Origin of the sequence: Frondihabitans sp. PhB188 (genome assembly GCF_003752365.1) — a bacterium.
Classification (GTDB): domain Bacteria; phylum Actinomycetota; class Actinomycetes; order Actinomycetales; family Microbacteriaceae; genus Frondihabitans.
Map to the genome: position 1 here is coordinate 169,686 of NZ_RJUO01000006.1, position 25,130 is coordinate 194,815.

The 25,130-nt window shown below is 65.2% G+C and carries 21 protein-coding genes; 8 read left to right on the forward strand and 13 right to left on the reverse strand.

Annotation, left to right across the window (positions count from 1 at the left end; all coding sequences use genetic code 11):
* Positions 1-14 precede the first annotated feature (14 nt).
* Both EDF46_RS17450 and EDF46_RS17455 read left to right on the forward strand, forming a co-directional pair.
* A complete protein-coding gene (locus tag EDF46_RS17450) occupies positions 15-581 on the forward strand; it encodes a TetR/AcrR family transcriptional regulator (protein ID WP_123507864.1) in 567 nt (188 codons plus the stop codon).
* Positions 582-585: 4 nt separating this feature from the next.
* A complete protein-coding gene (locus EDF46_RS17455; RefSeq protein WP_123507866.1) occupies positions 586-1,464 on the forward strand; it encodes an NmrA family NAD(P)-binding protein in 879 nt (292 codons plus the stop codon).
* A gap of 93 nt (positions 1,465-1,557) precedes the next feature.
* On the opposite strand, the gene EDF46_RS17460 is transcribed toward EDF46_RS17455, so the two are convergent.
* The 4 genes from EDF46_RS17460 to EDF46_RS17475 form a co-directional block, all read right to left on the reverse strand.
* Entirely contained in the window at positions 1,558-2,109 is a 552-nt protein-coding gene (locus tag EDF46_RS17460; RefSeq protein WP_158614316.1) for a cysteine hydrolase family protein, read from the reverse strand.
* Between the two features lie 86 nt (positions 2,110-2,195).
* The gene (locus EDF46_RS17465; protein ID WP_233580101.1) at positions 2,196-3,470 is read right to left on the reverse strand and encodes a cytochrome P450; all 1,275 of its coding nucleotides are present in this window, start codon (positions 3,468-3,470) and stop codon (positions 2,196-2,198) included.
* Positions 3,467-4,996, reverse strand: a complete 1,530-nt coding sequence (locus EDF46_RS17470) for an FAD-dependent oxidoreductase (RefSeq protein WP_123507870.1) — start codon at positions 4,994-4,996, stop codon at positions 3,467-3,469. Before EDF46_RS17470 ends, EDF46_RS17465 begins: the two co-directional genes overlap by 4 nt.
* A gap of 41 nt (positions 4,997-5,037) precedes the next feature.
* Positions 5,038-6,093, reverse strand: a complete 1,056-nt coding sequence (locus tag EDF46_RS17475; protein ID WP_233580102.1) for a zinc-binding dehydrogenase — start codon at positions 6,091-6,093, stop codon at positions 5,038-5,040.
* A gap of 233 nt (positions 6,094-6,326) precedes the next feature.
* Here EDF46_RS17475 and EDF46_RS17480 point away from each other — a divergent pair, with 233 nt between their 5' ends.
* Positions 6,327-6,830 carry an SgcJ/EcaC family oxidoreductase gene (locus EDF46_RS17480; protein WP_123507874.1) on the forward strand — a complete coding sequence of 168 codons (504 nt, stop codon included), beginning with the start codon at positions 6,327-6,329 and terminating at the stop codon, positions 6,828-6,830.
* Positions 6,831-6,852: 22 nt separating this feature from the next.
* Here the strand turns inward: EDF46_RS17480 and EDF46_RS17485 are convergent, their stop codons facing one another.
* The 9 genes from EDF46_RS17485 to EDF46_RS17525 all read right to left on the reverse strand — a co-directional run bounded on the left by EDF46_RS17485 (position 6,853) and on the right by EDF46_RS17525 (position 16,836).
* Positions 6,853-7,515 carry a response regulator transcription factor gene (locus tag EDF46_RS17485; protein ID WP_123507876.1) on the reverse strand — a complete coding sequence of 221 codons (663 nt, stop codon included), beginning with the start codon at positions 7,513-7,515 and terminating at the stop codon, positions 6,853-6,855.
* A complete protein-coding gene (locus EDF46_RS17490; protein ID WP_158614317.1) occupies positions 7,512-8,681 on the reverse strand; it encodes a sensor histidine kinase in 1,170 nt (389 codons plus the stop codon). The genes EDF46_RS17485 and EDF46_RS17490 overlap by 4 nt, the downstream gene beginning before the upstream one ends.
* 44 nt (positions 8,682-8,725) lie before the next feature.
* On the reverse strand, positions 8,726-10,189 hold the full coding sequence (gene cls, locus EDF46_RS17495; RefSeq protein ID WP_123507880.1) for a cardiolipin synthase: 1,464 nt from the start codon (positions 10,187-10,189) through the stop codon (positions 8,726-8,728).
* The gene (locus tag EDF46_RS17500; protein ID WP_123507882.1) at positions 10,189-12,120 is read right to left on the reverse strand and encodes an AarF/ABC1/UbiB kinase family protein; all 1,932 of its coding nucleotides are present in this window, start codon (positions 12,118-12,120) and stop codon (positions 10,189-10,191) included. The genes cls and EDF46_RS17500 overlap by 1 nt, the downstream gene beginning before the upstream one ends.
* Entirely contained in the window at positions 12,114-12,836 is a 723-nt protein-coding gene (locus EDF46_RS17505; RefSeq protein WP_123507884.1) for a hypothetical protein, read from the reverse strand. Before EDF46_RS17505 ends, EDF46_RS17500 begins: the two co-directional genes overlap by 7 nt.
* Entirely contained in the window at positions 12,833-13,408 is a 576-nt protein-coding gene (locus tag EDF46_RS17510) for a hypothetical protein (protein ID WP_123507886.1), read from the reverse strand. The genes EDF46_RS17505 and EDF46_RS17510 overlap by 4 nt, the downstream gene beginning before the upstream one ends.
* A 255-nt stretch (positions 13,409-13,663) precedes the next feature.
* Positions 13,664-14,677, reverse strand: coding sequence for an SDR family NAD(P)-dependent oxidoreductase (locus EDF46_RS17515; protein ID WP_123507888.1), 1,014 nt, complete (start codon positions 14,675-14,677; stop codon positions 13,664-13,666).
* A gap of 45 nt (positions 14,678-14,722) precedes the next feature.
* Entirely contained in the window at positions 14,723-15,847 is a 1,125-nt protein-coding gene (locus tag EDF46_RS17520) for an ABC transporter permease (RefSeq protein ID WP_123507890.1), read from the reverse strand.
* On the reverse strand, positions 15,847-16,836 hold the full coding sequence (locus tag EDF46_RS17525; RefSeq protein ID WP_158614318.1) for a hypothetical protein: 990 nt from the start codon (positions 16,834-16,836) through the stop codon (positions 15,847-15,849). The genes EDF46_RS17520 and EDF46_RS17525 overlap by 1 nt, the downstream gene beginning before the upstream one ends.
* 376 nt (positions 16,837-17,212) lie before the next feature.
* On the opposite strand from EDF46_RS17525, the gene EDF46_RS17530 reads away from it, so the two are divergent.
* The 5 genes from EDF46_RS17530 (at position 17,213) to EDF46_RS17550 (ending at position 24,811) form a co-directional block, all read left to right on the forward strand.
* The gene (locus EDF46_RS17530; RefSeq protein WP_123507894.1) at positions 17,213-17,776 is read left to right on the forward strand and encodes a TetR family transcriptional regulator; all 564 of its coding nucleotides are present in this window, start codon (positions 17,213-17,215) and stop codon (positions 17,774-17,776) included.
* A 218-nt stretch (positions 17,777-17,994) separates the two neighbouring features.
* Positions 17,995-19,161, forward strand: a complete 1,167-nt coding sequence (locus EDF46_RS17535) for a sensor histidine kinase (protein ID WP_148061289.1) — start codon at positions 17,995-17,997, stop codon at positions 19,159-19,161.
* Positions 19,158-19,820, forward strand: coding sequence for a response regulator transcription factor (locus tag EDF46_RS17540; protein ID WP_123507898.1), 663 nt, complete (start codon positions 19,158-19,160; stop codon positions 19,818-19,820). The genes EDF46_RS17535 and EDF46_RS17540 overlap by 4 nt, the downstream gene beginning before the upstream one ends.
* A 142-nt stretch (positions 19,821-19,962) precedes the next feature.
* The gene (locus tag EDF46_RS17545) at positions 19,963-22,161 is read left to right on the forward strand and encodes an MMPL family transporter (protein ID WP_123507900.1); all 2,199 of its coding nucleotides are present in this window, start codon (positions 19,963-19,965) and stop codon (positions 22,159-22,161) included.
* Between the two features lie 868 nt (positions 22,162-23,029).
* The gene (locus EDF46_RS17550; protein WP_148061290.1) at positions 23,030-24,811 is read left to right on the forward strand and encodes a hypothetical protein; all 1,782 of its coding nucleotides are present in this window, start codon (positions 23,030-23,032) and stop codon (positions 24,809-24,811) included.
* Positions 24,812-25,130: the final 319 nt, after the last annotated feature.

A 25,130-nucleotide genomic window follows, 5' to 3' on the forward strand; every position in this document is an offset into this window, starting at 1 on the left:
GTGAGACCGTTCGGATGACAACTCGCACTCACATTTTTGAGACGGCCAGATTGATCGTCGAGAAGCAAGGAGTGGAGGCCGTGACGATTCGCAGATTGGCCGCTGAGATCGGATACACGGCGCCCGTGGTGTATCAACATTTCACTGACAAGGCTGCCGTATTAGACGCTGTTCTTGAAGACGGGTTTCGACGTCTCGGCGCCCGCATGCTGTCAAGTCTCGCGCTCGAAAGCCCCGAGAGTTCGATCACGGTTGTGCTGCGGGAGTACCTAAAATTCGCCCAGCAGAATCGCGGTGTCTACCTGCTCATGAACGGTATGACGAACTCGAGACCGAACCCCGAGAGGCGAGCTAAAGCTGCGGCGCCGGTTGTTGAAGCGACGCTCCTTGCCATCTCGTCCTGGGCCGCCGAAACCAACACGACCACCTCACAGACAGATGATGAATGCGACACCCTGTGGGGTATTGCTCACGGAATGGCAAGCCTCGGGTTTCTGGACCACATCGGCTTCGACCGAGCATGGGCTTTGACCACGCAAGCCGTCGACGCCATCACCACCAGTTGGAAAATAAAAGAGTGAGCCGATGACTGACGATTCTAAAATCCTTATTACGGGCGCAACTGGTGACACAGGCGGCAACTTGATGCGGGAACTTTTGCGTCGGGGCATTCCGGTGGACGCCATGATTCGTAACCAGGAGACGGCCGCAAAAGTTGGCGCCTACAGTCCCCTCGTTACGCCCGTCCTTGCTGACTTTGATAACGACAAGTCAGTTGCCGGCGCTTTGACCGGCGTCACCCAGGCGTATCTTGTGACCCCTTCGAGCCTGGGCGCCGAGAAGCAGCAGATACGCTTCGCAGAACAAGCCGCAATTGCCGGCGTTCAGCACCTCATCGTGCTCTCTCAGCTCGGCACGTCCCGGGAATCGCCCGTTCGATTCCTGCGCTATCACGCGGCGGTTGAGCATCGCGTGCGAGAACTCGGAATTGGCTTTTCCTTTCTCCGCCCCAACCTGTACTTCCAAGGCTTGCTTGCTTTCAGGCACGGCATCCACGAAGAGCAAGCCTTCGGGGCCCCGATTGGCAACGCACCTGTAAGCGCGATCGATACCCGGGATATTGCTCTTGTTGCCGCCGAACTGCTCCTACAGAAGACACCAACAAACGCGGAACTTACCCTGACCGGCCCCGCCGCCATCACGCACGGCGAGATGGCTCTTGCCCTGTCCCAACAATCTGACCACCTAGTCACGTTCGCTGACACGTCAGAGGAAACCTTTGCCGATTCCCTGGCGGGGGTCCTACCCACCTGGCAGATCGAGGGCCTGATCGAGGATTACGCCCATTACCGGCGAGGTGAAGCAGCAACGGTGACCACCACCGTCGAGGACGTCACCGGAAAGCCGCCTCGATCATTCGTCGAGTTCGCGCACGATTTCCGAGCCGCTTTTAGCACTCCTTGAGAATCGATCCTTGTCGGTTGGTCTCGGGACATGCTGGCGAGAGGGTCCGGTTGCACCCCCGTTGACGAGGAGGCGAGTCATAACAGTCCTTCTTCATTCCGGACTTTTGGGGGTGTAGTCCTTTGTCGTCAGAACTTGGCCTAGGGCTGGGATTACCCGGGCCAAGGTGCGGTCGTGTCCACCCTGATCTGGATCGGACACGGCATCAGCAAGAACGATGACGTTGTATCCGAGGTCGGCCGCAGATCTCGCTGTGGATTCAACTCCGAATGTCGTTGCGATTCCAACAATGACAACCTCTGAGACTTCCGCCTCCGTCAGGTGCTCAGCGAGGGGGGTGCTGGTGAATGCGCTCCAGGTGGCTCGATGCACGGTGAGATCGTCGACGCTGGTATGAATTTCGGGCAGGAGCTGGGTGTCCTCGCTCGGCCATGTCCGGCCTTGAGATCCGTACTGGGTAACCCCGGGAGGTGTTCCGGTTGAGATCGCGAAGATGACCGGTCGTGTCGCGGCGCGGAACTGATCGATCGCGTAAGTGACCGCGGTCAAGAGCTGCTCAGCTGGCACAGAACGTGCGTTCGCAATCGTCCCGACCTGCATGTCGACGACGATGAGTGCGGCTTTGGATGAGGTGATCTCGGTCATGCTGGCAATCTTGCCTGCTGAGGGTTGTGCCCGCATGCCCTGGTCGACACCCAGCGCTCGTGTCCGGTCGAACGAATCTGCTTTTCTCATCGGGGAAGGATGCTGTCGAAGGTGATGTCGAGTCGACTCGGACCGCGCAGAAGGGGGTTGCGGCGATAGGGCGGCGGGTCTTCGACGAGGCGCACGTTCTCGAGTCGCGAGAAGAGTTCGGCCAGGGCGATCTGGGTCTCAAGGCGGGCGAGGGGCGCTCCGAAGCACGCGTGGATGCCGGCGCCGAATCCGAGGTGGTCACGATTTTCCCGCTCGGGGTCGAACCGATCGGGATCGGCGAAGTGTCGGGGATCGCGGTTGGCGGCGGCCCAGGCAATCCAGACGGGGGACCCTTTGGTGATCGTCACGTCGCCGATACGGACATCCTCGAGGGCGACGTACTTTGGCGTGACCTGGGCGGGCGGCTCCAACCGAAGCAGCTCTTCGAAGACGCGGGGCATGGTGCTCGGATCCGCGCGAAGCCGGTCGAGGGCCTCCGGGTGCCGCAGCAGAGTGAGCGCGCCGTTGGCGATCATGTTGACGGTCGTCTCGTGACCGCCGATCAGCAGCATGATGGTGGTGCTGATCATCTCGCTGGTCGACATCGCGCCATCCGGGCCGGTGTCGTTGACAAGCCCCGACAAGAGATCGCCCTGGGGCGTTCCGCGACGGACTTCGGCGAGCTGGGCCAGGTAGGCCCCGAGTTCGCTGGTGGCTTTCGATGCCTCCGTCTGCAGCCTTTCGGCCTCGTCGGGCGTCGTGGCCTCGGGCGGCGCGATGATCGCCATGCTCCAGGCATGGAACCGCGGCTCGTCGTCGTGGGGGACGCCGAGAACGTCGCAGATCATCATGACCGGGAGCGGGTAGGCGAATGCCTCGACGAGATCGAGGGTGCCGGATGCGGGGAACGCGTCGATGAGCGTGGTCGCCGTCTGCGTGATGTCGTCGCGGAGCGAGTCGATGTAGCCGGCGTGATTCGGGGGTCCGAAGTGTCGCATGGTCTGACGGCGCAAACGGTCGTGATCCGGCGGATCCTGCATCACGAACGCGGACGTGAGGCCGGGGGCAGCCCCCTCAGTGTCATCTCGGCCGGCGAGCGGGTTGGAGCTGATCCGCGGGTCATGGACGACCTCGAGGATCTCGTCGTAGCCCGTGACCAGAAACGCCCCGTCGTCGAGGCGCTGAACCGGCGCGGCATCACGAAGGCGGGCATAGACCGGATACGGGTCGGCGCGATTGTCGTGGTCCAGGAATTCGTTCCACACCGCCGTCGCAGTGGTGGAGCGGCCCGTGACGGGGCAGCCGGAGCCGGGCTCGGAAGACGTGTTCACAGTGTGGACCTTTCATCGGAGTTTGCAGGAGTGGAATGCGGGCGCACGACGCGATCGCTGCCCGGCAGGTCGTCGACCGTCCGGCCCGTCGGCGGGAACTCTGCGCCGTCGGCAATCCGACGTCGGTAGTGCTCGAGCCACTTCACCTGGTCGAGGGCGGTGGCACCGACCATCCGATCGCCGACGCCGTAGACGGCGACGAACGACCGCTTCTCGGTGGAACCTTGAGCGATCACCACGCTGTCGGCGGCCTCGGGCATCCCCACCGACTTGATCACGTGGCCGAACTGGTTCGACCAGAACACGGGCACCTCGGCGTGGCAGGCGTGGCCGTCCGTCCGCATGTTGCCGGCGGCGACGGTGGCCTGGCCCAGGGCGTTGCCCCAGTGCTCCACAGACAGGCGTCGACCGTCACCAGACGGGTGCGGAAAGGCGGCGACGTCGCCGGCGACGAAGACGCCGTCGACGACAGTGCCGTCGCTATCGAGCGCACGGCAGGTCTCGTCGCAGTCGACCCCGAGGGGGCCGACCGACAGCCCCGATTCGCGGAGCCACTCAGTGTTGCGGAGGGCACCGATCGCCACCACCACGACGTCGACGTCCAGGGTCGTCCCGTCCGAGAGCGTGGCGGCCGTGACTACTTGATTCGCATCGGAGTGCAGCTTCGACACTGTGACGCGCGATCGCAGGTCGACGCCGTGCTCGCGCTGAACCTCGGCGAGGACGCCCGCGACGGTGTCGCCGAGCGCTCGGGCGAGCGGCGCTGGTCCGCGATCGACGAGGGTGACCGGGAGGTCGAGGCGACGGCAGGCCGACGCGATCTCGGAGCCCGTGAAGCCTCCACCGACGATGAGCACTCGCCGCGGCCCGGCGGCAAGGCGTGCACGAAGCCGTGCGGCATCCTCCGCGGTGCGGAGGGTGAGGACTCCGTCGAGGGCTGCTTCGTCGGCCACCGGCCACGGTCGGGCTCGGGTCCCTGTTGCTATGAGGACCCTGTCGTAGGGTACGCGGGCACCGTCGGCGAGGAGGACGGCGCGGGCGTCGACGTCGAGGCCGGTCGCGGCCACGCCGAGGCGCCACTCCACATTCAGGTCGGAGGCCTGCGGAAGGCGGGTACCCGAAGCGGACGCGGTCCCGAGGAGAACCTGCTTCGACAGGGGCGGCCGGTCGTAGGGTTCGTCCTTCTCGTCGCCGATGAGGGTAATCGGGCCGGTGAACCCGTCTGATCTCAGGGTCTCGGCCGCTGTCACACCAGCCAGCGATGCCCCCACCACCACCACGCGATCGGTTTCGGTCAGTGCCGACGGCCTGACCGCCTTGGTCACCGATCTCCGCCGCTCGCCGTCGATGCGGATCGCCTGGACAGGGCACGCCGCAGCAGACTGAGTGACGCGGGCCCGCAACTGCTCGGCCGGGTCAGGGTCGTAGACGAGGGCTTCGTCGCCCTCGAACCGGAAGACGTCGGGCGCCAGGAAGGCGCACTGCGCGTAGCTCTGGCACTTGGTCATGTCGACGGCGATTCGCATGGTTCTTCTCCTTCGCGTGGTGTCAGTGGGGTCGGGTCGATTCAGTCGAAGACGACGACGACTTTGTCGGCTGCCCCCGGCGTGGCAGCGAGTGTGAGGGCGCGCTCGACGTCACGGAAGGGGATGACGTCGCTGACGATCACGGCGTACTTCTCCCAGTTCGCGACGATGTCGCGGGTGACCTCGAAGATCTCGGTCGGGTAGCCCATCGAGAGCACGATGGTCAGCTCGCTTCCGAGGAGGTGCCCGAGGTCCAGCTCGACGGGCTTCTTGTGTACGCCAACGATGCCGACGGTCGCCCCGTGCGTGGCGGCGGCCGTGATCGCGCCGATGACGGGAGCGACGCCGGCGGCATCGAGGTAGATGTCGGAGGCGGCCTTGCGAACGCCGCGACGCGTCTCGCCTTCGCCGTGGATCTCGATCAGCCGCTCGGTGACGTTCTCGGTGCGGGAGTCGATCACGTCGTCGACTCCGATCTCGCGGGCGAGCTCGAGTCGTTCCGGGATCACGTCGACGACGACGATGGACCCGGCACCGGCGGCCATGTAGCTGATGGCTGCGCCGAGCCCGATGGGCCCGGCACCGAAGATGACGATTTTGTCGCCCGGCTTCGGCGCCGTCCGATTGACGGCATGCCGCGCGACGGCCATCGGCTCGTTGAGCGCGGCGACCTCCCACGGGATGTGGTCGGGGACGACCGCGAGGCTGCGACCGACCTCGGCATCTTCGATCAGCAGGTAGTCGCTCAGACCGCCGGTCGAGCCGCCGCTGCCGATGATCCCGGTCGGGGCGACCATCGGGTTGACGACGACATGGTCGCCGACTCGGAGGTCTCTGACCTCGGCACCGAGCTCAACGATCTCGCCGGCGGGCTCGTGGCCGAGCGGCGTGTGGCCCTCCCGGCCGGGCAGCCCTCCGAGGGACACGTAGAACGAGTCGGAACCGCAGATGCCGCAGGCCCGCACCTTGACGAGTGCGTCGCGCGGGCCGACCTCGGGAGCCGGCACGTCGAGCACGGCGGTCGTTCCAGGGCCGGTGACATAGGTCGACTTCATAGTCGCGGGTCGGGCGGGGGTGAGGGCTTCAGAGTTGGACATCTGGGTCTCCTTCAAGGGGGTGATAACTCAACCCTGCCGAGAACAAGTGGCCGGCGAATCGTGCCGATGAAGCGGTCCGGCTACTGCATTTGCAGTAGGGCGCAGGACGTACTGCATTTGCCGTACTCCGGTCGATCCGCATCGACGATGTCGATCACTGGGCGTAGTCCGAGACTCGTTTCATCACCGCAGTTGCGGCAGAACCACCCCTCGAAACCAGGAATGGACTTCTCATGCGCACCCCGAAGATTGTTCTCATTTCCACCGTGTCGGCCGGCGTTCTGGCTTCGGCCGGCTATCTGGCCGTTCTTCCGGAAACGGCCAACGCCGCGCCGGCGCAGCTCGTCTCCCATGGAGTCAGTACCCAGGAGCAGTCGGCCGCCCTTTTTGATCAGTGGAATGCGGCGCTGGCAACTGGTGACTCGAAAAAGGTCAACGCGTTGTACTCCTCGGACGCGCTTCTGCTGCCTACGGTCGCCGCGGAGATGTTCGACACCTCATCGGAGCGCACCGGCTACTTCACCCACTTCTTGGAAAATAACCCGTCCGGGATCATCACGGAGAGCACCTCGAAAAGGCTCGGACCCGGATCCATTGAGAACTCCGGTCTCTACACGTTCACCATGAGAAAGACTGGTCAGGTGATCCCGGCCCGTTTCACCTTCATCTACGAGTACCAGCACGGCCAGTGGAAAATCATCGCCCACCACTCGTCCCGGGTGCCGGAGGCCAACTAGAACGCATGGCGGGAGCCGCCAATCAGTTGGGTTGCAGACCTGCCCGATAGGCGAATGCCACGAGTTGCGCTCGGTCGCGCGCCCCGACCTTCGTCATCGCCCGGTTCGCGTGCGTTTTCACAGTGAATGGCGACAAGAACAACTCCGCAGCAATCCCGTCCACGTCCAGGCCGGTCATCATCTTGAGGACCACGTCACGCTCGCGCGGGGTGACCGCTTCGAACTTCGCGGCCATCTCTTCATCAACCACGGTCGCCGGTTCATCTTTGACTCGTCCAATGAGAGTCGCAGACGCAGACGGGGACAATGCCCCGCCGCCCGCGACCACCTCCTCGATCGCGGAGATCAGCTCCCGCGGGCCCGCCGCCTTGCTCAAAAAGGCGTTGGCGCCGGCGCGCAGAGCCGCGAGGACATTGGCGTCCTGCTCGAAAGTGGTCAGCATGATGATCCGAACCTGCTCCGCGGTCCATTGCTCGCGGATCCTCCGGGTCGCCTCGACACCGTCGATCCCCGGCATGCGGATGTCCATCAGCACCACGTCGACAGGCTGGCTCGCCAGCGCGTCGACGGCACCGAGCCCGTCGGCGGCTTCCGCGACGATCTCGAACGGCCCATGACGGCCGAGGATCCCGCGGAGCCCGATCCGGATCATCTCCTGATCGTCGACGAGGAGGAGGCGGATCATGCGACACGTCCGTTCTTCAGGGGCAGGTGGGCGGTCAGCACGAATTCGGTGCCGGTGGAGTTGACAGTCATCGTTCCGGCGCCCGCGGCGACCCGTTCTCGCATCCCGATGAGGCCGAGGCCGGTGCTCGGCTCGGACGGTTCGAGGCGCTGGCCATTGCGCACGCGGACGACCAGCTTCGCGCCCTCGGCGGCGCATGTGACGTTCACCGCGCCCCGCCCGTGTTTCTGCGCGTTGGTCAGAGCCTCTTGCAGGATCCGGTACACCGTCAGCTGCGTCGCCGCATCCACGCTGTCGGCGGGTACCTCGAACTCGGCGTGCAGGTCCATCCCGATCTGCCGGTACGACGCGAACAGTGCCGGAAGCGAGGTGAGATCAGGGACAGGATCGGCGCCACCCTGCTCGTCATCGGAGCGGAGGAGCACGAGCATCCGCTGCGTCTCGGCAAGGACGTTCCGCACCCCGCTGCGCGCCCGATCGAGCGCCTCGGTGACGTCGGGAGGGGTGTCGACCAGCGCCATCTCGACGACGCCGAGGTTCATGCTGACGACGGCGACCTCGTGGCCCACGACGTCGTGGAGGTCGCGGGCGATGCGGAGGCGCTCTTCGGCCACCCGTCGTGTCGCCTCGAGCTCGCGCGTGGCGAGGGCCTCTTCAGCTCTCTGTTCGAGGGAGGCGCTGTAGAGCCGCTGCGCGCGCAAGCCGGCGCCGATTGCCGACCCTGCGGCCAACGAGACGAGTGTCGCGAAGACGCTGGTGAGCGGGTCCCCGAGGTCGCCGGCGATGATCGTGCCGGCGAGAGTGGGTGCGACCACCAGTGCGGCAGCCCGGATGGGTCGACCGAAGCGAAGGGTGACGATGAAGACCAGAAAGACGGTGATGCTCCACTCGACCAGAGGCCCCCACGATCCGATGGCGACGACGAGGGAGCCGAACGAGTTCACGGTCAAGCCGACGAAGGGCCGCTTCGTTGCGATGAGGAGGCCGGCGAGCGTGACCGCGAGCCCTCCGATCACCAGGATTCCCGGCGAGTCGGCGATCATCCGGATCAATTCCACCGTGAGGCTGAGGGCGATGACTCCGGCGACGATCGCGGGCAGTACATCGAGCCGCGAGATCCCGTTCCGCGTGACCCGCGGCAGGATGGGCTGACGCGACGAGGGCATGGGTTGATTCTCGCCCCCGAAGAGATGAAGGGTGCCACGCATTGTCATTGCACCGCCGAAGTCAGGCGAGCGAGGTTGTCGACGAAGGCGTGCACTCGCCCCCGGCCGTCCCAGTCGGCGAGAGTCAGCTCCGTCGAGGCCGCACGGTAGTCGTCTTCGAGGGCCCGGAGCCGGTCGGTGAAGTCGCGGCCGCAGATGAGCATCATCACCTCGAAGTCGAGCTGGAACGACCGGATGTCCATGTTCGACGACCCGACCACGCAGACGTCGTCGTCGACCGACATGTGCTTCGCGTGCAGGATCGTCGGAGCCCGGTAGAGGTGGATGCGGACTCCCGCGGCGAGCAGATCGCGGTAGTACGAGTGCTGGGCGTGGAAGACGAAGAACTGGTCGCCTATCTCGCCGACGAACAGCTCGACCTCGACCCCGCGTCGGGCCGCGGTGACGAGTGCCGCTAGGAGCGACTCGTCGGGCACGAAATACGGGCTGGTGATCGACACGCGCCGCTCGGCCGCGTAGAGCAGCGACGTGAACAGCGCCAGGTTGTTCTCGGAGTCGTAAGCCGGCCCGCTCGGGGTGATCTGCGCCGAGAAGGCCTCCGGGCTGGTCGTCATCGTGTCTGTGTCGAGGGAGCCTGTTTCGGGCAGCTCTCCCGTCTCGCTGAACCAGTCGGTGGTGAACACCCCCTGGAGCTCCTGCACGATCGGTCCGTGAACCTCGACGAGCAGGTCCTTCCACGCCAGCCCGCGACGCTCGTTCGCTCGACTCTGGTACGACGGATCGATGAGGTTCAGCGACCCCATGAACCCCCGCGTCCCGTCGATGACGACCAGTTTGCGGTGGTTGCGGAGGTCGGGTCGCTGGTAGTGCCCGCGGAGCGGCTGCACCGGCAGCATCAGCCGCCACCGGGCACCGATCCGGTCGAGCTCGTTCGTGGCCGACCGGTAGCCGGGATAGCCGCGGGATCCGAGATGATCGAGGAGGACTTTCACGGTCACGCCCCGAGCGATGGCCGCCTCGAGGGCCCGGAACACCGGCTCCGTGCTGTCGTCGAGGGCGAGGATGTAGAACTCGACGTGGACGAACTTCTCCGCGCCGTCGATACCGGCCACGAGTGCGTCGATCTGGCCGGGGAAGTCGGGCAGGAGACGCCCGATGTTGCCGGAGACGAGCGGAAACGCGCCGGTGTTGCGGTTCAGCGTCACGAGCGAGTCGAACCACCCGGGCTCCGAAGCCGACCGCTCCGCCTGCGCGCGCGCGGTCGTCTCGGTGATGAGATCGCTCATCCGCTGCTGCTTGGCGCGCCTGCCCGCGGGCAGCTTCGGAGACCCGATGAGCACGAACAACGCGATGCCGATAAGCGGCAGGACGACGATGACGACGATCCAGGCGAGGGCCGACGAGGGTCTCCGGTTCGGCGGGGCCACGACCAGGGCGATGAGGAAGAAGATGACCTCCAGGATGATGAACAGGCTCGTGGGGACGGCCGTTCCGAACCACGACAGCATCAGCTCGGCTGCCGATCGCGAAGAGTCTGCACGATGGTGCGCAGCAGCAGCAGGCTCGAGAACGCGAACCCGATACCACCCACGAAACCGAGCACAACGCTGCCGTCGTCGCCGCTTCCACCGGCTTGGGCGGCAAGCAGGATCGCCGAGGCGATGAGCCCGACCGCGCCGACGACCACGAGCAGCGCGCGATTCAGCATGCTCCAGAGCACACGGACGTCTTCCGGCTCGGACAGCAGGCTGACGCGCGTGCGCAGCTCGCCCTTGCCGAGCGAGCGGAGAACGTCGTCGAGGTCGCCGGGGAGCCGACCGAGCACGGGTGCCAGGGCGAGTACCTGATCCTGCGCGAAGTCGCGGAGAGAGCTGGGCGAGCTGAACGGCGATTCGATGACGTCGCTGCAGCGGGCGATGCCGCCGATGAGGTCGTAATCGGGGGAGATGACCTCGAGAGTGCCGATGGTCGTGTAGAGGGTGCGGAACAGTGCCGTGATCGACCGGGGAAGACTGATCCCGTAGTCGCGAAAGACGAAGACGATTTCACCGATCGCCGCCGGGTTGAGGCGATCACCGGGCAGGATCGCGCGGGTGAGCAGCTGGGCGAGATCGCGATCGAGGGCTTCGGTGTCGACGCGGGTCGTCGCGGCGCCGAGGCGGAGGGCGGCGCTGCGCATCAAAGCCGGATTCTCGCGCTGGAGCCCCTGGAAGAGGTCGAGTACCCCGGCCTGCTCGAACCGGTTCAGACGTCCGGTGGCGCCGAAGTCGATGAGGCCGAGGCGGCCATCCGGCTGGAGGAACACGTTGCCGGCGTGCGGATCGGCGTGGAACTTCGCGCCGCCCAGCATGTCCTTGATCATGACGGAGAGCAGAGCGTCGGCGAGCTCCCTGCGCCGCCGGGGCGTGATGTCGTCGAAGATGGCGGGCGTGCGGATGCTGCCGCCGGGGATGCGCTCCTGCACGAGCACGCGGCTCGTCGTGAACTCGGAGACGATGCCCGGGATCACCATCGGCAGCTCCGCGTCGAGCGACGCGCGCGCCGCCTCGCAGTTGGCGGCTTCGAGGCGGAAGTCGAGCTCCTCCCGGGTCGCCTCGGCGAATCCCGCGGTGAGCTCCTTGATACCGAGGGTGCGTGCCCAGACGGCTCGACGCTCGAGCATCTCGGCCAGTCGCGCGAGGATGTCGAGGTCGCGCTCGAGCGAGCGGCGGATGCCGGGCCGCTGCACCTTGACGATCACGGGCCGTCCGTCGAGCAGCTCCGCGAAGTACGTCTGCCCGATGGACGCGGTGGCGACCGGCTCGGCGGAGAACGTCCGGAAGACGGCATCCAGGGGGCCGAGCTCGTCGGCGAGGACCTGGAGGGCCGCTTCGGGGTCAGCGGGGGCGGCCTGATCCTGCAGTCGTGTCAGCTCGTGCGCGATCGCGGGGGTGACGAGTTGCGGCTGAGACGCCATCGCCTGCCCGAGCTTCACGAACAGCCCCCCGGACTGCTCGAACGTCGTCGCCAGCGCGCGGCCGAGACGCGAGCCGCCATCGGGGCCGTCGATGCCGGTCACCCCGAGCAGGCCCGAGCGGATCGCGATGGCGCTGACCTGCGCGTAGCGGTTCGAGCGCTCGATGCTGCCGCGGACCTCACGGACGGGATGCGGAATCCTGAACGGCCGCGGTCGCGCATCCGGGCGCGCGACCAGCTCGATGAGCGTCAGCGCGAGCATCGACAGCGTCACCGCGAGCGTGAGCCCGAGGGGGAGCCACTCCGGGCCGACTCCGATGGCGTCGCCGGTGATGAACTGCAGGATCCCGATGGTGCCCGACTGGCCGAGGATCACGGCCAGCGCGGTGGCACCCCAGCGCCCCTTCCGGATGCCGAGGAGACGACGGATCAGGAACCCGGAGAGCAGGACGATGCCCAGCGTGATGAGGGGAAGGATCAGCACGGGAGGCGCCTTTCGGTGGTGTCGGCGTCGAGACGCTCGGTCGTGGCCGAGTCGCGACGAGAGCGGATCAGCATCGACACGCCGATCCCTGTCGCGATAGTGCCGAAGACGACCCCGCTCACCGCGTTGGCGTGCCCGGGGTCGATGTCCTTCTCGATGGAGAGGAGGGCCGACTGAGTGAGGGTGAGCAGCACGAGGCCAGCGGCGACGTTGGTGAGTTTGACCGCCTCGGAGAGGAGGTCGCGATTGCGGCGGGCCGAGACGGTGCCGTGGATCGCGAGACCGAGCTCGGCGAACGTGATCGCGGCGATGATGACGGCGACCGGCCGGTCGTGGGTGATCTTCTCCGCGGAGGCGAAGAACAGCGGGATGAAGCTGAGCGTATAGAGGAGGGAGAGGACCGTGACCAGGATCCCGGTGGCCCGATACGCGCGTCGGTGCTGTTCGCGCACGCTCCCGACGGCCCCTTCGGTTGGCGCCGTCTTCCGCCCTGCCGCGACGTGGGTCCGCACGACGAGGGTCTTGGCCGCGATCACCCCGAGGTTGAAGAGCACGGTGGCAAGGAGGAAGAGGGAGGGGGCGACCAGGAAGAGGGCGCCCTTCCAGGCCGCCATCGCGAAGCTGCCCGGAATGGACGCCGCGGTTAAGAAGAGCGCACGGCGGGTCTTGTCGCGCAGCAGCGCTCCCGAGCGGACCTGCCGGAGAAAAGCGTTCACCGACGGATCGACCGCGACACGGTCTGCCCGTCGCGGAGCGCACGTGCGGCCTCGAGCACCTCCTGAGCGGCCTGCCTCTGCTCGGCCAGGCGGCCGGACACCGACGCGGTTCGCTTCTTCAGAATGGTCTTCTTCAGCGGAATAGGCAGGAAGCAGTGAGCGACAGCGACCGCGGCGAGGATGTAATAGGTCAGGCCGCCGCCGTCGAGGTAGGCGAAGACCGCTCCGCCCATGTAGGCGACGCCGACGAGACCGGCGATGATCGCCACGGTGCGCGCCACCCGCTCCGGCGAACGCTCCAGGCGATTCACCTCGGTGACCGCGTCGAGGTGTTCTGCTTCGAGCGCATCGAGGGCAGCTCGGTCGGCGATCGCGCGATCGCGGCGGAGGAAGAAGGTGGCCGTGCGGCGGTCGAGAATCGTCGGCACGTGATCCTGAAGGGTCCAGCCGAAGAGCTCGAGGGCGGTGAGCCGCTCTTCCGCCTCGGAGCGGGCGACAGTGATGGTCTGGTAGTCCCAGACGGTGGGGGCCGGTGCGACGGTGTGGTCGGTGGGGGGTGTCGTGATTGTCATGGGAAACTCCTTGATCGTCTGGGGTAGCAACTTGTGCTGCACCTAAAGAGTCTCGAAAAGGGAGCCCTGTGACGTCGTCGATTCGGTCCGGGCCGTGTACTGCATTTGCAGTAGCTCGAGGGTGAGCGCTCCTGCCTCCACAGCGCCTAGGCAAGGCAGCCGACCGTTATGTGGGCGACTCGCCTTGCTCAGGGGCGTCGACTCAGGACGCGATGACCTCGGCGTAGTGGCCGGGGGTGGGGCGTGCGGGGCGCTTTAGAAAACCGATTCGCCTCCGTCGGAGGGCAGCAGAACGCCGTTGACGTTGACCGAGTCGTCGCTGAGCAGGAACGTGACGGATGCCGCAAGCGCTTCCGGTAGGGCTATCGGAACGTCGGCGTGGTGGCTGTCGAGACGCCTCTGCCCCTCATCGTTTGTGGCTCCGGGCCGCATGCCGGTGAGGGTGCCGCCGGGGGCGACGGAGTTCACGCGGATTCCGTACGGCTCGCACATGAACGCCGTGTTGCGTGTCACGCCGACGACCGCGTGTTTGGACGCCGTGTAGGCCAGTCCTGCGGAGGAGCCGCGGATGGCTGCTTCGGAGGAGATGTTCACGATCGATCCGCGGCGGGCGTCGATCATGAGCGGCACGACAGCTCGGGTGAGCTTGATGAGACCGAACACGTTGACGTTGAAGACACGCTCCAGCACGGCGTCGGACACCTCGTGGATGGGGCTGAAGTCATCGAGCAGACCCGCGACATTTGCCAGCCCGTCCACTCGTCCGTTCGCGGCCTTCAGGATGGCCGCGATGCCGTCTTCCGAGGTGATGTCCGCCGCCACACCGGTGATGGAGGCGTCCGGCAGGCTCCCCACGAAGGCGTCCAGTCGCTCACGGGAGATGTCGACGGCCACGACGTGACCTCCCTCACGCGCGACTCGAGAGGCCACGGCGCGTCCGATGCCGGACGCGGCGCCGGTCACGATGACGGTCTGGCCGTCGAAGCGGCCTGAAGAGATCCGCTCGCGCCATCCCAGCCCTGCGGCCTCGGAGGGATCGGGCAGCCTGCCGCCATTCGCCTGGGCGACCAGGGTCGCCACGAGGCCTTCCGGGGCGTTTCCGCCGGCCGCGATGAATCTATCGAGAGGAACGTTCCTCAGGAGTGCGAGCGACTTATCGTCCATGCCTCCCTGCGCCGCAATGCCTGCGATTATCTGAGATCCCACGGGGTGGGCCATCCAGGTGCTCAGTGTGCTGTCGCCGGTGAGGATGATGTCGGTGTCGGTCATGATGCGAGTTCTCTTTCTGTCGGAGCGAGGTATCGATAGTGGGGATCAGAGAGCTGCGGGGCTGGCGCTCAGCTCGAGCACAGTGTCTGGCGTTGCGCGTCGATCTCTTTTCCGCCGCGAGAAAGCGATGAGGAGCGTCAGCAGGAGAGCGGCGACCGTCCAGATGACGAGCTGCAGGAGCCAGGGGGCGACCTGGTTGCCATCGAAGAACATGACGCCCCGCATCGCCTCGAAACCGGCTGACCCGACCCAGATGCTGTGGACGACCTGCCAGAACGGGGGCAGCATCGACTCGGGAACGCTGCCTCCGGCGCTGGGGAAGTTGAGGGCCACGAGGACCAGGATTTCGCCGAGGATGGCGGCCTGGCCGAGGAGCAACGTCAAGACGGTGGCGATGAGGCCGATGGTGAATGTGTACAGCATGCCGATCCCGAGAAGCGCTGCGACCGTGCCGAAGCTGACCTCGTAGTCGACGTAGACCGAGATCAACGAGAAGCCGATGACCGGGACGATCGCGGCCGCGCCGGCGGCCGTCAGGACCATGGCTCGGGCTCGCGCCTTCGGAAACGCCTGAGTGATTCCCGTCACGGCGAGGAAGGCGCCGACGGTGCAGATCACGAGGAACAGGAACAGGATCGATCCACCCGGGTCGTCGGACGGCAGGGGCGCGACATTCTCGACGGTGGCGTTCCCGCCCAGTTCAGCCGCGACCTGCTGACCTGCCGTCGTGACGGTCTGCACCGCGAGAGCGCCGCCCCCGGAGGCCACGATGGTCGTGACATCGGTGCCGTCGATGAGGAGCGCGCCGACGGCGTCGCGCTGTGCGACTGCGTCCCGGGCTGTCGCGGAGGTCGTCGTCTGGGTGATGTCGAAGGCGCCGGGTGCCTTGTCGTTGATGGCATCCGCCAGTTCGCTCGTGACAGTGCGGGGGCCGGCGAGCGTCAACGCGAGATCGTGCGGAACGGGTGCGTGGGCGGCGCTGACGTAGCAGATCGTGAAGGCGAGGAGGAAGAACAGCGGCATGGAGATGATCGCCGTGATGCGTGTTCGGAGGGATGCCGCCCTGTTCTCGTCGATCGATCCCGGTGCGACGACGACGTCGAGATGGTTCTCCGGCATCGTCGACAGGTCTTCCCGCAGAGTGGGTCTCGTGGGTGTGGTGTCGGTCATCAGAGTGCCTTCTCGGTCGTCATGGTCACGGGAGACTCGACTGCCAGGTGACGGTGGACCGCCTCTTCCTGTGCGAGGGAGCTGAAGTTCTGCGTCCGGGAAGCAGCGATCTCCAGTCGCTGTCGACGGATGGTCTGGGTCAGGTGAACGATCGTGGTGATCAGGATGAGCCCGACCGTCCAGGCGAGCAGCTGGAGGAGCCAGCGCTGTGCCCCGTTCCCGTCGAAGTAGACGATGGAGCGGAACGCCTCGTAGGCCCCGGAGCCGAAGTAGAACTGGTGCATGCCCTGCCAGAACGGCGGCAGCATCGAGGCCGGCGTCGGGCCCCCGGAGCTCGGGAAGTTCAGAAGGACGATGAAGCCCATCACTCCGACCGATGCCAGCTTGCCGAGGAACTGCGCGAGCAGGATCGCCAGCGCACCCACAGTGAAGACGTACAGCGCATTCACGCCCAGGAGCGCCGCGATAGTGCCGAAGCTCGCACCGTAGTCGCCGACGAAGATCGACGACAGGCCGAACACGATCAGAGGCGCCGCGAAAGAGGTGATGCCGACGGCGCCATAGCGGACGCGGAGCCCTGCTTTCGGCATGACCTGCGTGAGGACGATGATGACGAGGTAGGCCGCCAGCGAGGTGTAAGTCAGCAAGTAGAACAGAGTTGTACCGAGCGGGTCCTCCGCATCGAGAGGTGCTACGTCCACCGTCTTGGTCGTGGTGCCCAGGTCTTCCGCGACCTGTGTTCCCAGGGCTTGAATCGTGGCCGACACCGATCGGCCCTCGGCGGCTGCGAGATACGTCGTGACCGTGAAGGTGGGATCCGACGGATCAGAACCCGAGGTGGCGATCTCGAGGGACCCCACCACCGACCGGTTCTCGACCTGCCTCCGCGCTTCCGAGACGACATCGGTATGGGTGGCGTGGAACTCCGTTGTCGCATCGAGCTTCGACGTGATCTGAGAGACGACCTGCGTCGGGCCCACGATCAACACGTCCAGCTCGTGCGGGGTCGGCTTGTGAATCGCCCCGACGAACAGCAGCGGAAACGCGATCACAAAAAATATCGGGGCAAGGAAAGCAGAGAACAGTCGAAGAGCCACCGCCCGGCGATCTGCCCGCACTGCGGGTGGGCTGGAGGTTGTTTCGGTCATGGGAGGTCTCCAGGAAGTAGAGAGAGCGAGATGAGGCGGGCTACGCGCCGAGCGCGCACATCACAAGAGTAAACATTGTTTGTAAACGAGGTTTGTAAACGATGTTTGAAAAGTAAACTAGGATTACAGTCGTTGTCAAGCGAGAGTTCCGAGCTGATCGGATCGGCAGACGGAGAAGGAACGGCTCGCGGGACAATCTGAGGAAGGAAGGCATTCCATGGCTGTTGTCCGTGCCAAGCACGACAGATCGGAGCCTGTACGCGAGGCCATCAGGCTTTCCGCCACCAAACTGTTCGAGGAGAACGGTTTTGAGGCCACAGGTATCCGCGATATCGCCCGGGAGGCCGCCGTCAATCCCGCAATCGTGCTCCGCCATTTCGGGTCGAAAGAGAACCTGTTCCTCGAGACGATGGACTCCTCGAGTGCCATGCGATCCATCATCGAGGGCCCCCTCGAAGGGCTAGGGGCACGCGTCGTGGGCTTGATCGTCCCCGGACGCCAGAAAGGTCTCGAGATCCTCGGCGCAACGGTCCGAGCTAGTTCTAAGCCAGACATCCGCAGACGGCTGCATGAATCAATCGCCGCGTCTCTCATCGAGCCCCTCATCGACCGCATCGACGCTCCCGACGGGGAACTCCGGGCGCATCTTTTCGCCGCGCAGCTCCTGGGTCTGATGACGGCCTTTGCCGTCTACGACGACGAGTACCTGCTGGAGGCCCCCCTCGATGGCATCATCGCCCTGTACGGCGACAGCCTCCAAGCTCTCGTGACGGGGAACTAGAAAGCGATTCACCTCGTCCAGCTTCTGTCGCCAAAAGAGCCCATGGGCTGTTCGCCGCAAGAATGAGAAGCCGTGCCCGTCCGGCCCACGGGTGGTAGTTGCGTGAAGCTGTCAGAAGCCTGGCCTTAACCGCGGAAGGCCTTACCCCTGTTGGGAACAGTAACCAATTACTGCGATCGCAGTACTGGCGAGTGGATGGTCCGGGTCATGATGAGCGGGTGCCTTTCATCCCCACGCTTCGCTTGAGTCCGTATCGGGCGTTTGTAGTGCGGTACCCGCGCCTGTTCGATGTATTGGCTCTCGTAGTCGCCGCGGTCGCATGCGTCGCAGCCGCCGTCCACCTGGTTGTCCAGGATGCGAATGGGGGCGCCTATTGCTCATTGGCGGCGGAGGTGGCAGGGATCGCGCTCAGCCGACGATATCTCTGGGTAGGGACTCTTCTTTTTTCGGTCGCTCCGCTGATCGCAGTGATCACCGGCAATGACCCCCAGGTGACGTGGACTATGTCAATCGTGGGGGTGTTTTACGTCTGCCTCCGAGGCTTGCCGGGGCTCTGGGTCGGATTGCTCGTGGCTGTTCTGAACTATGCCAGCGTGTCATCGTTTGACGGCATTGGCCTGGGTGCAACGGCGCCGGTCGCCGCCGTTCTTGCCTTCGCTGGTGCTGCGGCGGGCAGCGCCCTGCGAGGTCAACGCCAGTACTGGCAGGAGCTTGAGCAACGTGCGCGAGATGCGCTAGTGACACGAGAGAGCGAAGCGAACCGCCGCGTCGCCGAAGAACGACTCCGGATCGCCCGGGACCTCCACGATGTTGTCGGACACGAGATCGCGCTCATCAACATGCACCTGGGACTTGCCGAAGTGGGCCTTGAACCTGGCGACACGGCCACCCGGTCGTCACTCCACGCGGCAAGAGAAGGCGTGCAGACCGTCCTTCGCGAGACACAGCACATCCTGGACGTTCTTCGCGTGGATTCTGACATCGAGAGCACGCGACCCGTCGCCGCTTACGAGGAGATACCCGACCTCGTCGACTCGTTCCGGGCCGTCGGACTGGATGTCGATCTGACACTTCCAGCCGCGCTGAGGCTCGGTGCGGAGGTGAGCGCTGCTGCCTATCGCATCGTCCAGGAGGCCCTGACGAACGCACAGCGACACGGGATGCGAAGCGCGACCATCACCGGTGTCGCCGCAGAAGCAGTCCTGACCTTGACCATCACCAACCCCGTCTCGCCACTGGCAGCACCCAAGGGCAGGGCCGGCTACGGACTGGTCGGCATGCGGGAGCGAGCCCAATCCGCCGGCGGGCACGTGAGCGCCGAGGAGCGCTCGGCCATGTTCACTGTCACCGCCGCGCTCCCTATGGACGGCGGGCTCAGCCAGTGATCCGCGTCCTCGTCGTCGATGACCAGGAGATGATCCGCTTCGGCATTCGCGGCATGCTCGAAGCGGACCCTGACATCGACGTTGTCGCCGAGGCCGCCGACGGCTTTCACGCCCTCGACGCCCTCGCCAGCACCAGCGTGGATGTGATCCTGCTCGACATCCGGATGCCCGGCATCGACGGAGTCGAGACCACCAAACGCATCCGGCAGTCGTGGCCGAGTGACACCGTCAAGATCGTCATCCTGACCACGTTCGACAACGACCGGAACGTCGTCCTCGCCCTCCAAGCCGGTGCCAACGGGTTCCTCAGCAAAGGAGTGAGCCCCTCCGACCTCACCAACGGTGTCAAGGAAGTGGCCGCCGGCGGCGGCGCCCTGTCGCCGACCGCCACAGCGGCGCTGATCGGTCATGTCAGCGACTCACCCCGAACGACGATCGACGCGGGTGTCGCCGACCGCTTCGCCGCTCTCACCAGCCGTGAGCGCGCCGTCGTGACGTCCATGGTGGCGGGCCTGGATAAGGACGAGATCGCAGTTGCGCTATCCCTCTCACCGTTCACGGTGAAGACCCACATCAACCGGGCCATGAGCAAGGTCGGCGCGCGCGACCGGGCACAGCTGATGACGCTTGCGTTCCGGGCCGGCATCACGCCCGAGTGACAGCCGTTCCGCGTCGCTGCGTACCTACTGCGATCGAAGCGAAAAGGACGATCCACCCGGACGACTACGCCCCGGTCGTCCGCCGGAACACTGAGGAAGTCCCCACTTCCAGCGCTCTCGCGCCTCAGTTTCAGGAGTTCTCATGCCCCGCATTCTCGCCGGTATCGGGAGGTTCAGTGCCACGCACCGCCTCCTCGTCGCCGCCGTCTGGGTCGCCGTCATGGGCGGCCTGGTCGTCCTCGTGTTCTCCGGAGCACAGATCAGCGACCCCGCCGGCTCCGCCCCCAGCAGCAAGTCGGTCGACGCTCTCAACGTCGTGAACGAAAAGTTCCCCGGCGCCACCACGACCAGTTCCACGAAGACCCTCCAACTGGTCCTCGAGACCAAAGGCTCAGACAAGGTCACCGACCCCGCCAAGACCGCCGAGATCAAGAGCCTCCTCGTCGACGCCGCCGCGATCCCGAACGTGACAGGTGTCACCGACCCGTTCGACGCCAAGGCACCATACGTGTCGAAAGACCAGACGACCGTCGTCTCCACGTTGAGCTTCAAGGGGCTGAAGGCCGGCGACGAGGAGCAGACCTACAACCGTGTCCTGAAACTCGCCACCCAGGCGCGTTCCGACTTCCACGCCGAGGTCGGCGGACAGATCTACAACTCCTCCTCAGGAGGACTCGGTATTGGTGAGCTGGCGGGCGTCGTCATCGCCTTCGTCGTCCTCTTCCTCACCTTTGGCTCCCTCCTGGCTGCCGGCGTGAACCTGCTTGTTGCCATCGCCGGTGTCGGCGTCGGCGTCCTCGGGATCCTCGGCTACAGCGTCCTGAACCCCATCGAGGGAACCACCATCACCCTCGCGATCATGCTGGGCCTGGCTGTCGGAATCGACTACAGCCTCCTGATCCTGACCCGCTTCCGGGCGGAGCTGCGCGAAGGACGGAAAGTCGTCGACGCCGTCTCCCGTGCCACCGGCACCGCAGGAACCTCCGTCGTCTTCGCCGGAGCAACCGTCATCATCGCCCTCGCCGGCCTCAGCATCACCGGAATCAGCACCATCCGAAACATGGGTCTCGCCGGAGCTCTCGGCGTCTTCGTCGCCATGCTCGCCGCAATGACCCTCCTGCCCGTGTTCCTCCGCACCCTCGGCTACCGGGCCCTGCCAAAGAAGCAGCGCACCGTGCTCACACCCACTGAGCAGATGGCGCGCGACGAAAAGTCGACGTTCCTGTCCAAGTGGGTCGGGTTCATCGTCAAGCGCCCCATCGTCGCCGCCGTAGGAGTTGTCGTCATCCTCGGCATCGTCTCCGCTCCGATCCTCACGATGCAGACCGCCAACAGCGTCCCCGGCGGGGACGACCCAAACAACACCAGGCGCCTCGCGTACAACCTCATCGTCGACAAGTTCGGCGGCGTCCAGAGCCCACTCATCGTCCTGGCCCAAGGCGACGACATCAAGTCGGAGATCCCCGCAATCCAGAAGAAGCTCGCATCGCTCGACCACGTCGAAACCGCCGTGTCGGTGGCCACCACGTCCGAAAACGACGCAGCGCTGTTCACCGTCATCTCCACTCAAGGACCGATCGATGACGCGACCAAGGACCTCGTGTCCGAGATCCGCGACAACGAAACAAGCATCTCCGGGGTGCAACTCGACGTCACCGGCGAAACAGCCGTTGGAATCGACAGCGCCACGATCTTCCTGCACGCCCTGATCGAATACATCATCGTCATCGTTGCGCTCTCGCTGATCCTCCTGATCGTGATGTTCCGCTCGCTGCTCGTGCCACTCATCACGACCCTCGGCTACCTGCTGTCGGTCGGCGCATGCCTCGGCATCAGCACCGCGGTCTTCCAATGGGGCTGGCTTGACCCGCTCATCACCGCACCGCAGGGCAACCCAATGCTTAGCGTCCTGCCGATCATCCTGGTGGGGATCCTGTTCGGCCTCGCGATGGACTACCAGGTGTTCCTCGTCGGCCGCATCCAGGAAGAGCACGCGAAAGGGAAAACGCCAAAGGCTGCAATCCTCAGCGGCTTCAGGAAATCCGCTCCCGTCGTCGTCGCGGCGGCCGCGATCATGACCTTCGTTTTCGCAGGCTTTGCGGGCAGCACAATCGCGGTGGCGGCAGAGATCGGTCTAGGCCTCGTCGCCGGAGTCATGGCCGACGCGTTCCTCGTCCGAATGATCCTCATGCCCGCGCTCCTCACGCTCCTCGGCGAGAAGGCGTGGTGGATTCCCGCCTGGCTCGACAGGGTCCTGCCTCACCTCGATGCTGAGGGGCATTCCCTCAGCGACCACGGGACGGACATTGTTGAACAGCCCGAACTCGTAAGTAGCCACTGAGATTGCGTTTCGGGGGCGCCTGCCCGGCCATCATTGGCCGGCAGGCGCCTCTGGCGTGGACCTGGCCGAAAAGGGTGTCTCGAGCCCGCACTGCACCTGATTCATTGCATCGGAACCCAGACAGTCTGTCGACGAAGGACACGTAAGCCGGCGTCAGGAACGTCCTTCTCGGAATCCGAGGCCGAGGGCTAACTTCGTGAGGGCTTGAGCGGTCGCCAGGTCTAATTCCCTCACTTCCGCGGGGGACAGGCTGGTGAGTGCGTAGCGGAGGCGTGCGGCCATAGTGGACCGAACAGCTTCGCGGGACGCCTTTCCTGCAGCCGTCGCTCGCAAAGGCGAATCGACAGTCAGAGGTGAAGCTGTCGAATTGATGAAAGACCGCCGGGACAGGTTACGGGCGGCATCGAATAAGTCCAACGTCTCATCCCGCAATGGGAATGGCTCGCCGCGGGCAACGCCGCGGACGAGAATCGAGATTAAGACAAGCCCTCGACTTCGTCTGCAAATGGGGCACTGCTGAAGTGAGCAGCAATATCCAGTACTTGACATAATCAACATTATGGGCTGTTCGGGGGGAGTGATTTTGGGTCATAAATAGCTCTTCGAAATGAAGCCAGATGACAGAATGCTTGGGCCGGGTGGTGTCCTGAACCGTCCTGACCGTGGCACCACCCGGTCCGCGTCCTGATCGCGGTCGCACAAGCCTTCTGCGTTGTCTGCAATGTTCGTTTTCAAACTGGACGGTTCGCTGGTAGTTTGCAAAAGTTGACGTTTTCTATGGATCGTCAACGACGTGTCGTCAGGTCCGGACTGGGTCGGATATTGACGAGCAAAGAAGCTCGCACTCTCATCTGAAGGAACCATTTCTGTGAACAGTTCACTCTGGCGCAAAAGCATGGCCGTCCCGGTCGTTCTTACGCTCTCCCTCGGCGGCGCTCTCGTGGCGGCCGTCCCCGCGAACGCGGATCCCGCTGACCTCACGGTGTCCAGCGCCACGGTGTCTGGCCGTGTCTTCACGGTCACCGGCAACGCCACGACCGGCGACTCCATTGAGCTGCTGGATTCGGACGGCAACTTTGCCGTCCGTCGCACAACAGTGGAGAACGGCATGTACTCGATGTCGTACACCATCCCGGGCACCACGTCGGGACCAATGAATTTCACGGTGCAGCAGGTCACCCAGCAGCTAGGCGAGGACGGCAGCCAGACCGTCACGGCCGACGTTCCCGCCACATTCTCCGTGACCTCCCCCGCCAGCGGCGACACCGTCGACTCTCGCACAGTCACCTTCACCGGTACCGGCACGGAGGGCCAGCCTGTCAACATCGTGAACGCTGACGGCAACCGCATCGTCCAGGCGACCCCGGCAGCTGACGGCACATGGTCGGGTACATACACGTTCCCGAACTCGGCCGCAGTCAAGCAGACCCTCACGGCTAACGAGCTGAACGTGGGACCGGACGGTGCCGCTCGCGACTTCACAATCACCCTGCCGGCCGCAGCACCAGAGTTCACCATTACGAGCCCGAAAAACGGTGACACGGTGAAGTCCCGTACGGTGACCTTCACGGGTACCGGCTTCGAGGGTCAGCCGGTCAACGTGCTGAACGCGGCGGGCGACCGTCTCATCCAGGCCATCCCGGCAGCCGATGGCTCCTGGTCGGGCACCTACACGTTCGCGGACACCGACGCTGTCACACAGAACCTAACCGCGAACGAGACCAACGTCGGAGCCGCCGGTGCTTCACAAGCCTTCAGCATCACCCTGCCGGCCGCAGCTCCGGCCGCGCCGTCGTTCACGGTGACCTCGCCGAAGAACGGTGAGACGGTGAAGTCTCGGACGGTCCAGTTCACCGGCACCGGCACCGAGGGTGAACCCGTCAATGTCCTCGCCGAGGACGGCACCCGCCTGTTCCAGACGATTCCGGGCGCCGACGGCACGTGGAGCGCGACGTACACGTTCCCCGACACCGTTGCCGTCACGCAGAACCTCACCGCGAACGAGCTGAACGTGGGTGCTGCCGGTGCGCCGATCGATTTCACGATCACGCTTCCCGCCGTAGAGACCGCCCCGGTCCCGACTCTCGCAACTCCTGTGATCACGTCCCCGAAGACGGGCGCGAAGCTGACCGGCAGCAATGTCACCTTCACGGGAACCGGCACGCCCGGATCCAACATCCTTCTCGCAGTTGTCCCTACCGCGCAGGTAAAGGCAGCTGAAGCGCAGGCGGCCAAGGCTCAGGCAAAGGTGACCGCCCCCAAGGCGACCACGCCGGCGGATCCTCAGGACCCGATCGTCGTCGGTGCCGACGGCACGTGGAAGGTGACGCTGGCGCTGAAGGCGAATGACTACACCGCTGAGGCTGCGTCGTTCCTCCTCGACGCCCAGGGCCAGCCGGTCCTTGACGCCAACGGCGACCCGGTTGTTGCTGGCCCGTCGAACGATGTCGAGTTCGTTCTCACCGCCGCCGTCACCACCCCGGCTGGCACAAGGACAGCGACGCCGGTTGCCACAGCGACTGACGCCGACGGCAGCCTTGCCTTCACCGGCTCAAACACGGCGCCGATTGCTGGGTTCGCAGCCCTGCTGGTCGCGCTGGGCGGGGTCTTCACGTTCTTTGCTCGTCGTCGCCGCGGCGTGAGCAACTAGCAACCACCGCACGGTAGAGAGGCCCTGACGCATACAGCGTCAGGGCCTCCCGGCGTAAAGCGGCCGGAACCCATGACGGGTATAGGTGCCAAAGGATAAAGCTGGTCTCATCGGCGCAGCCTCTATCGCCGGTCTGCCGTGCGGGAGAGGTGAACGTAGGCGGGCTTGTGGCGCACCTCGAGCACACGGGTTCCGGTTTTGCCCCCGTTCTGGGGGTCCCCGACCGGGTGTCAGCACTTAGGGGGACACGTAGGATCGTGTTCACTCCCCCACCGGCGATGTTGCCCCCTCAGCGACACTGACCCGAATTCTTTTTCGC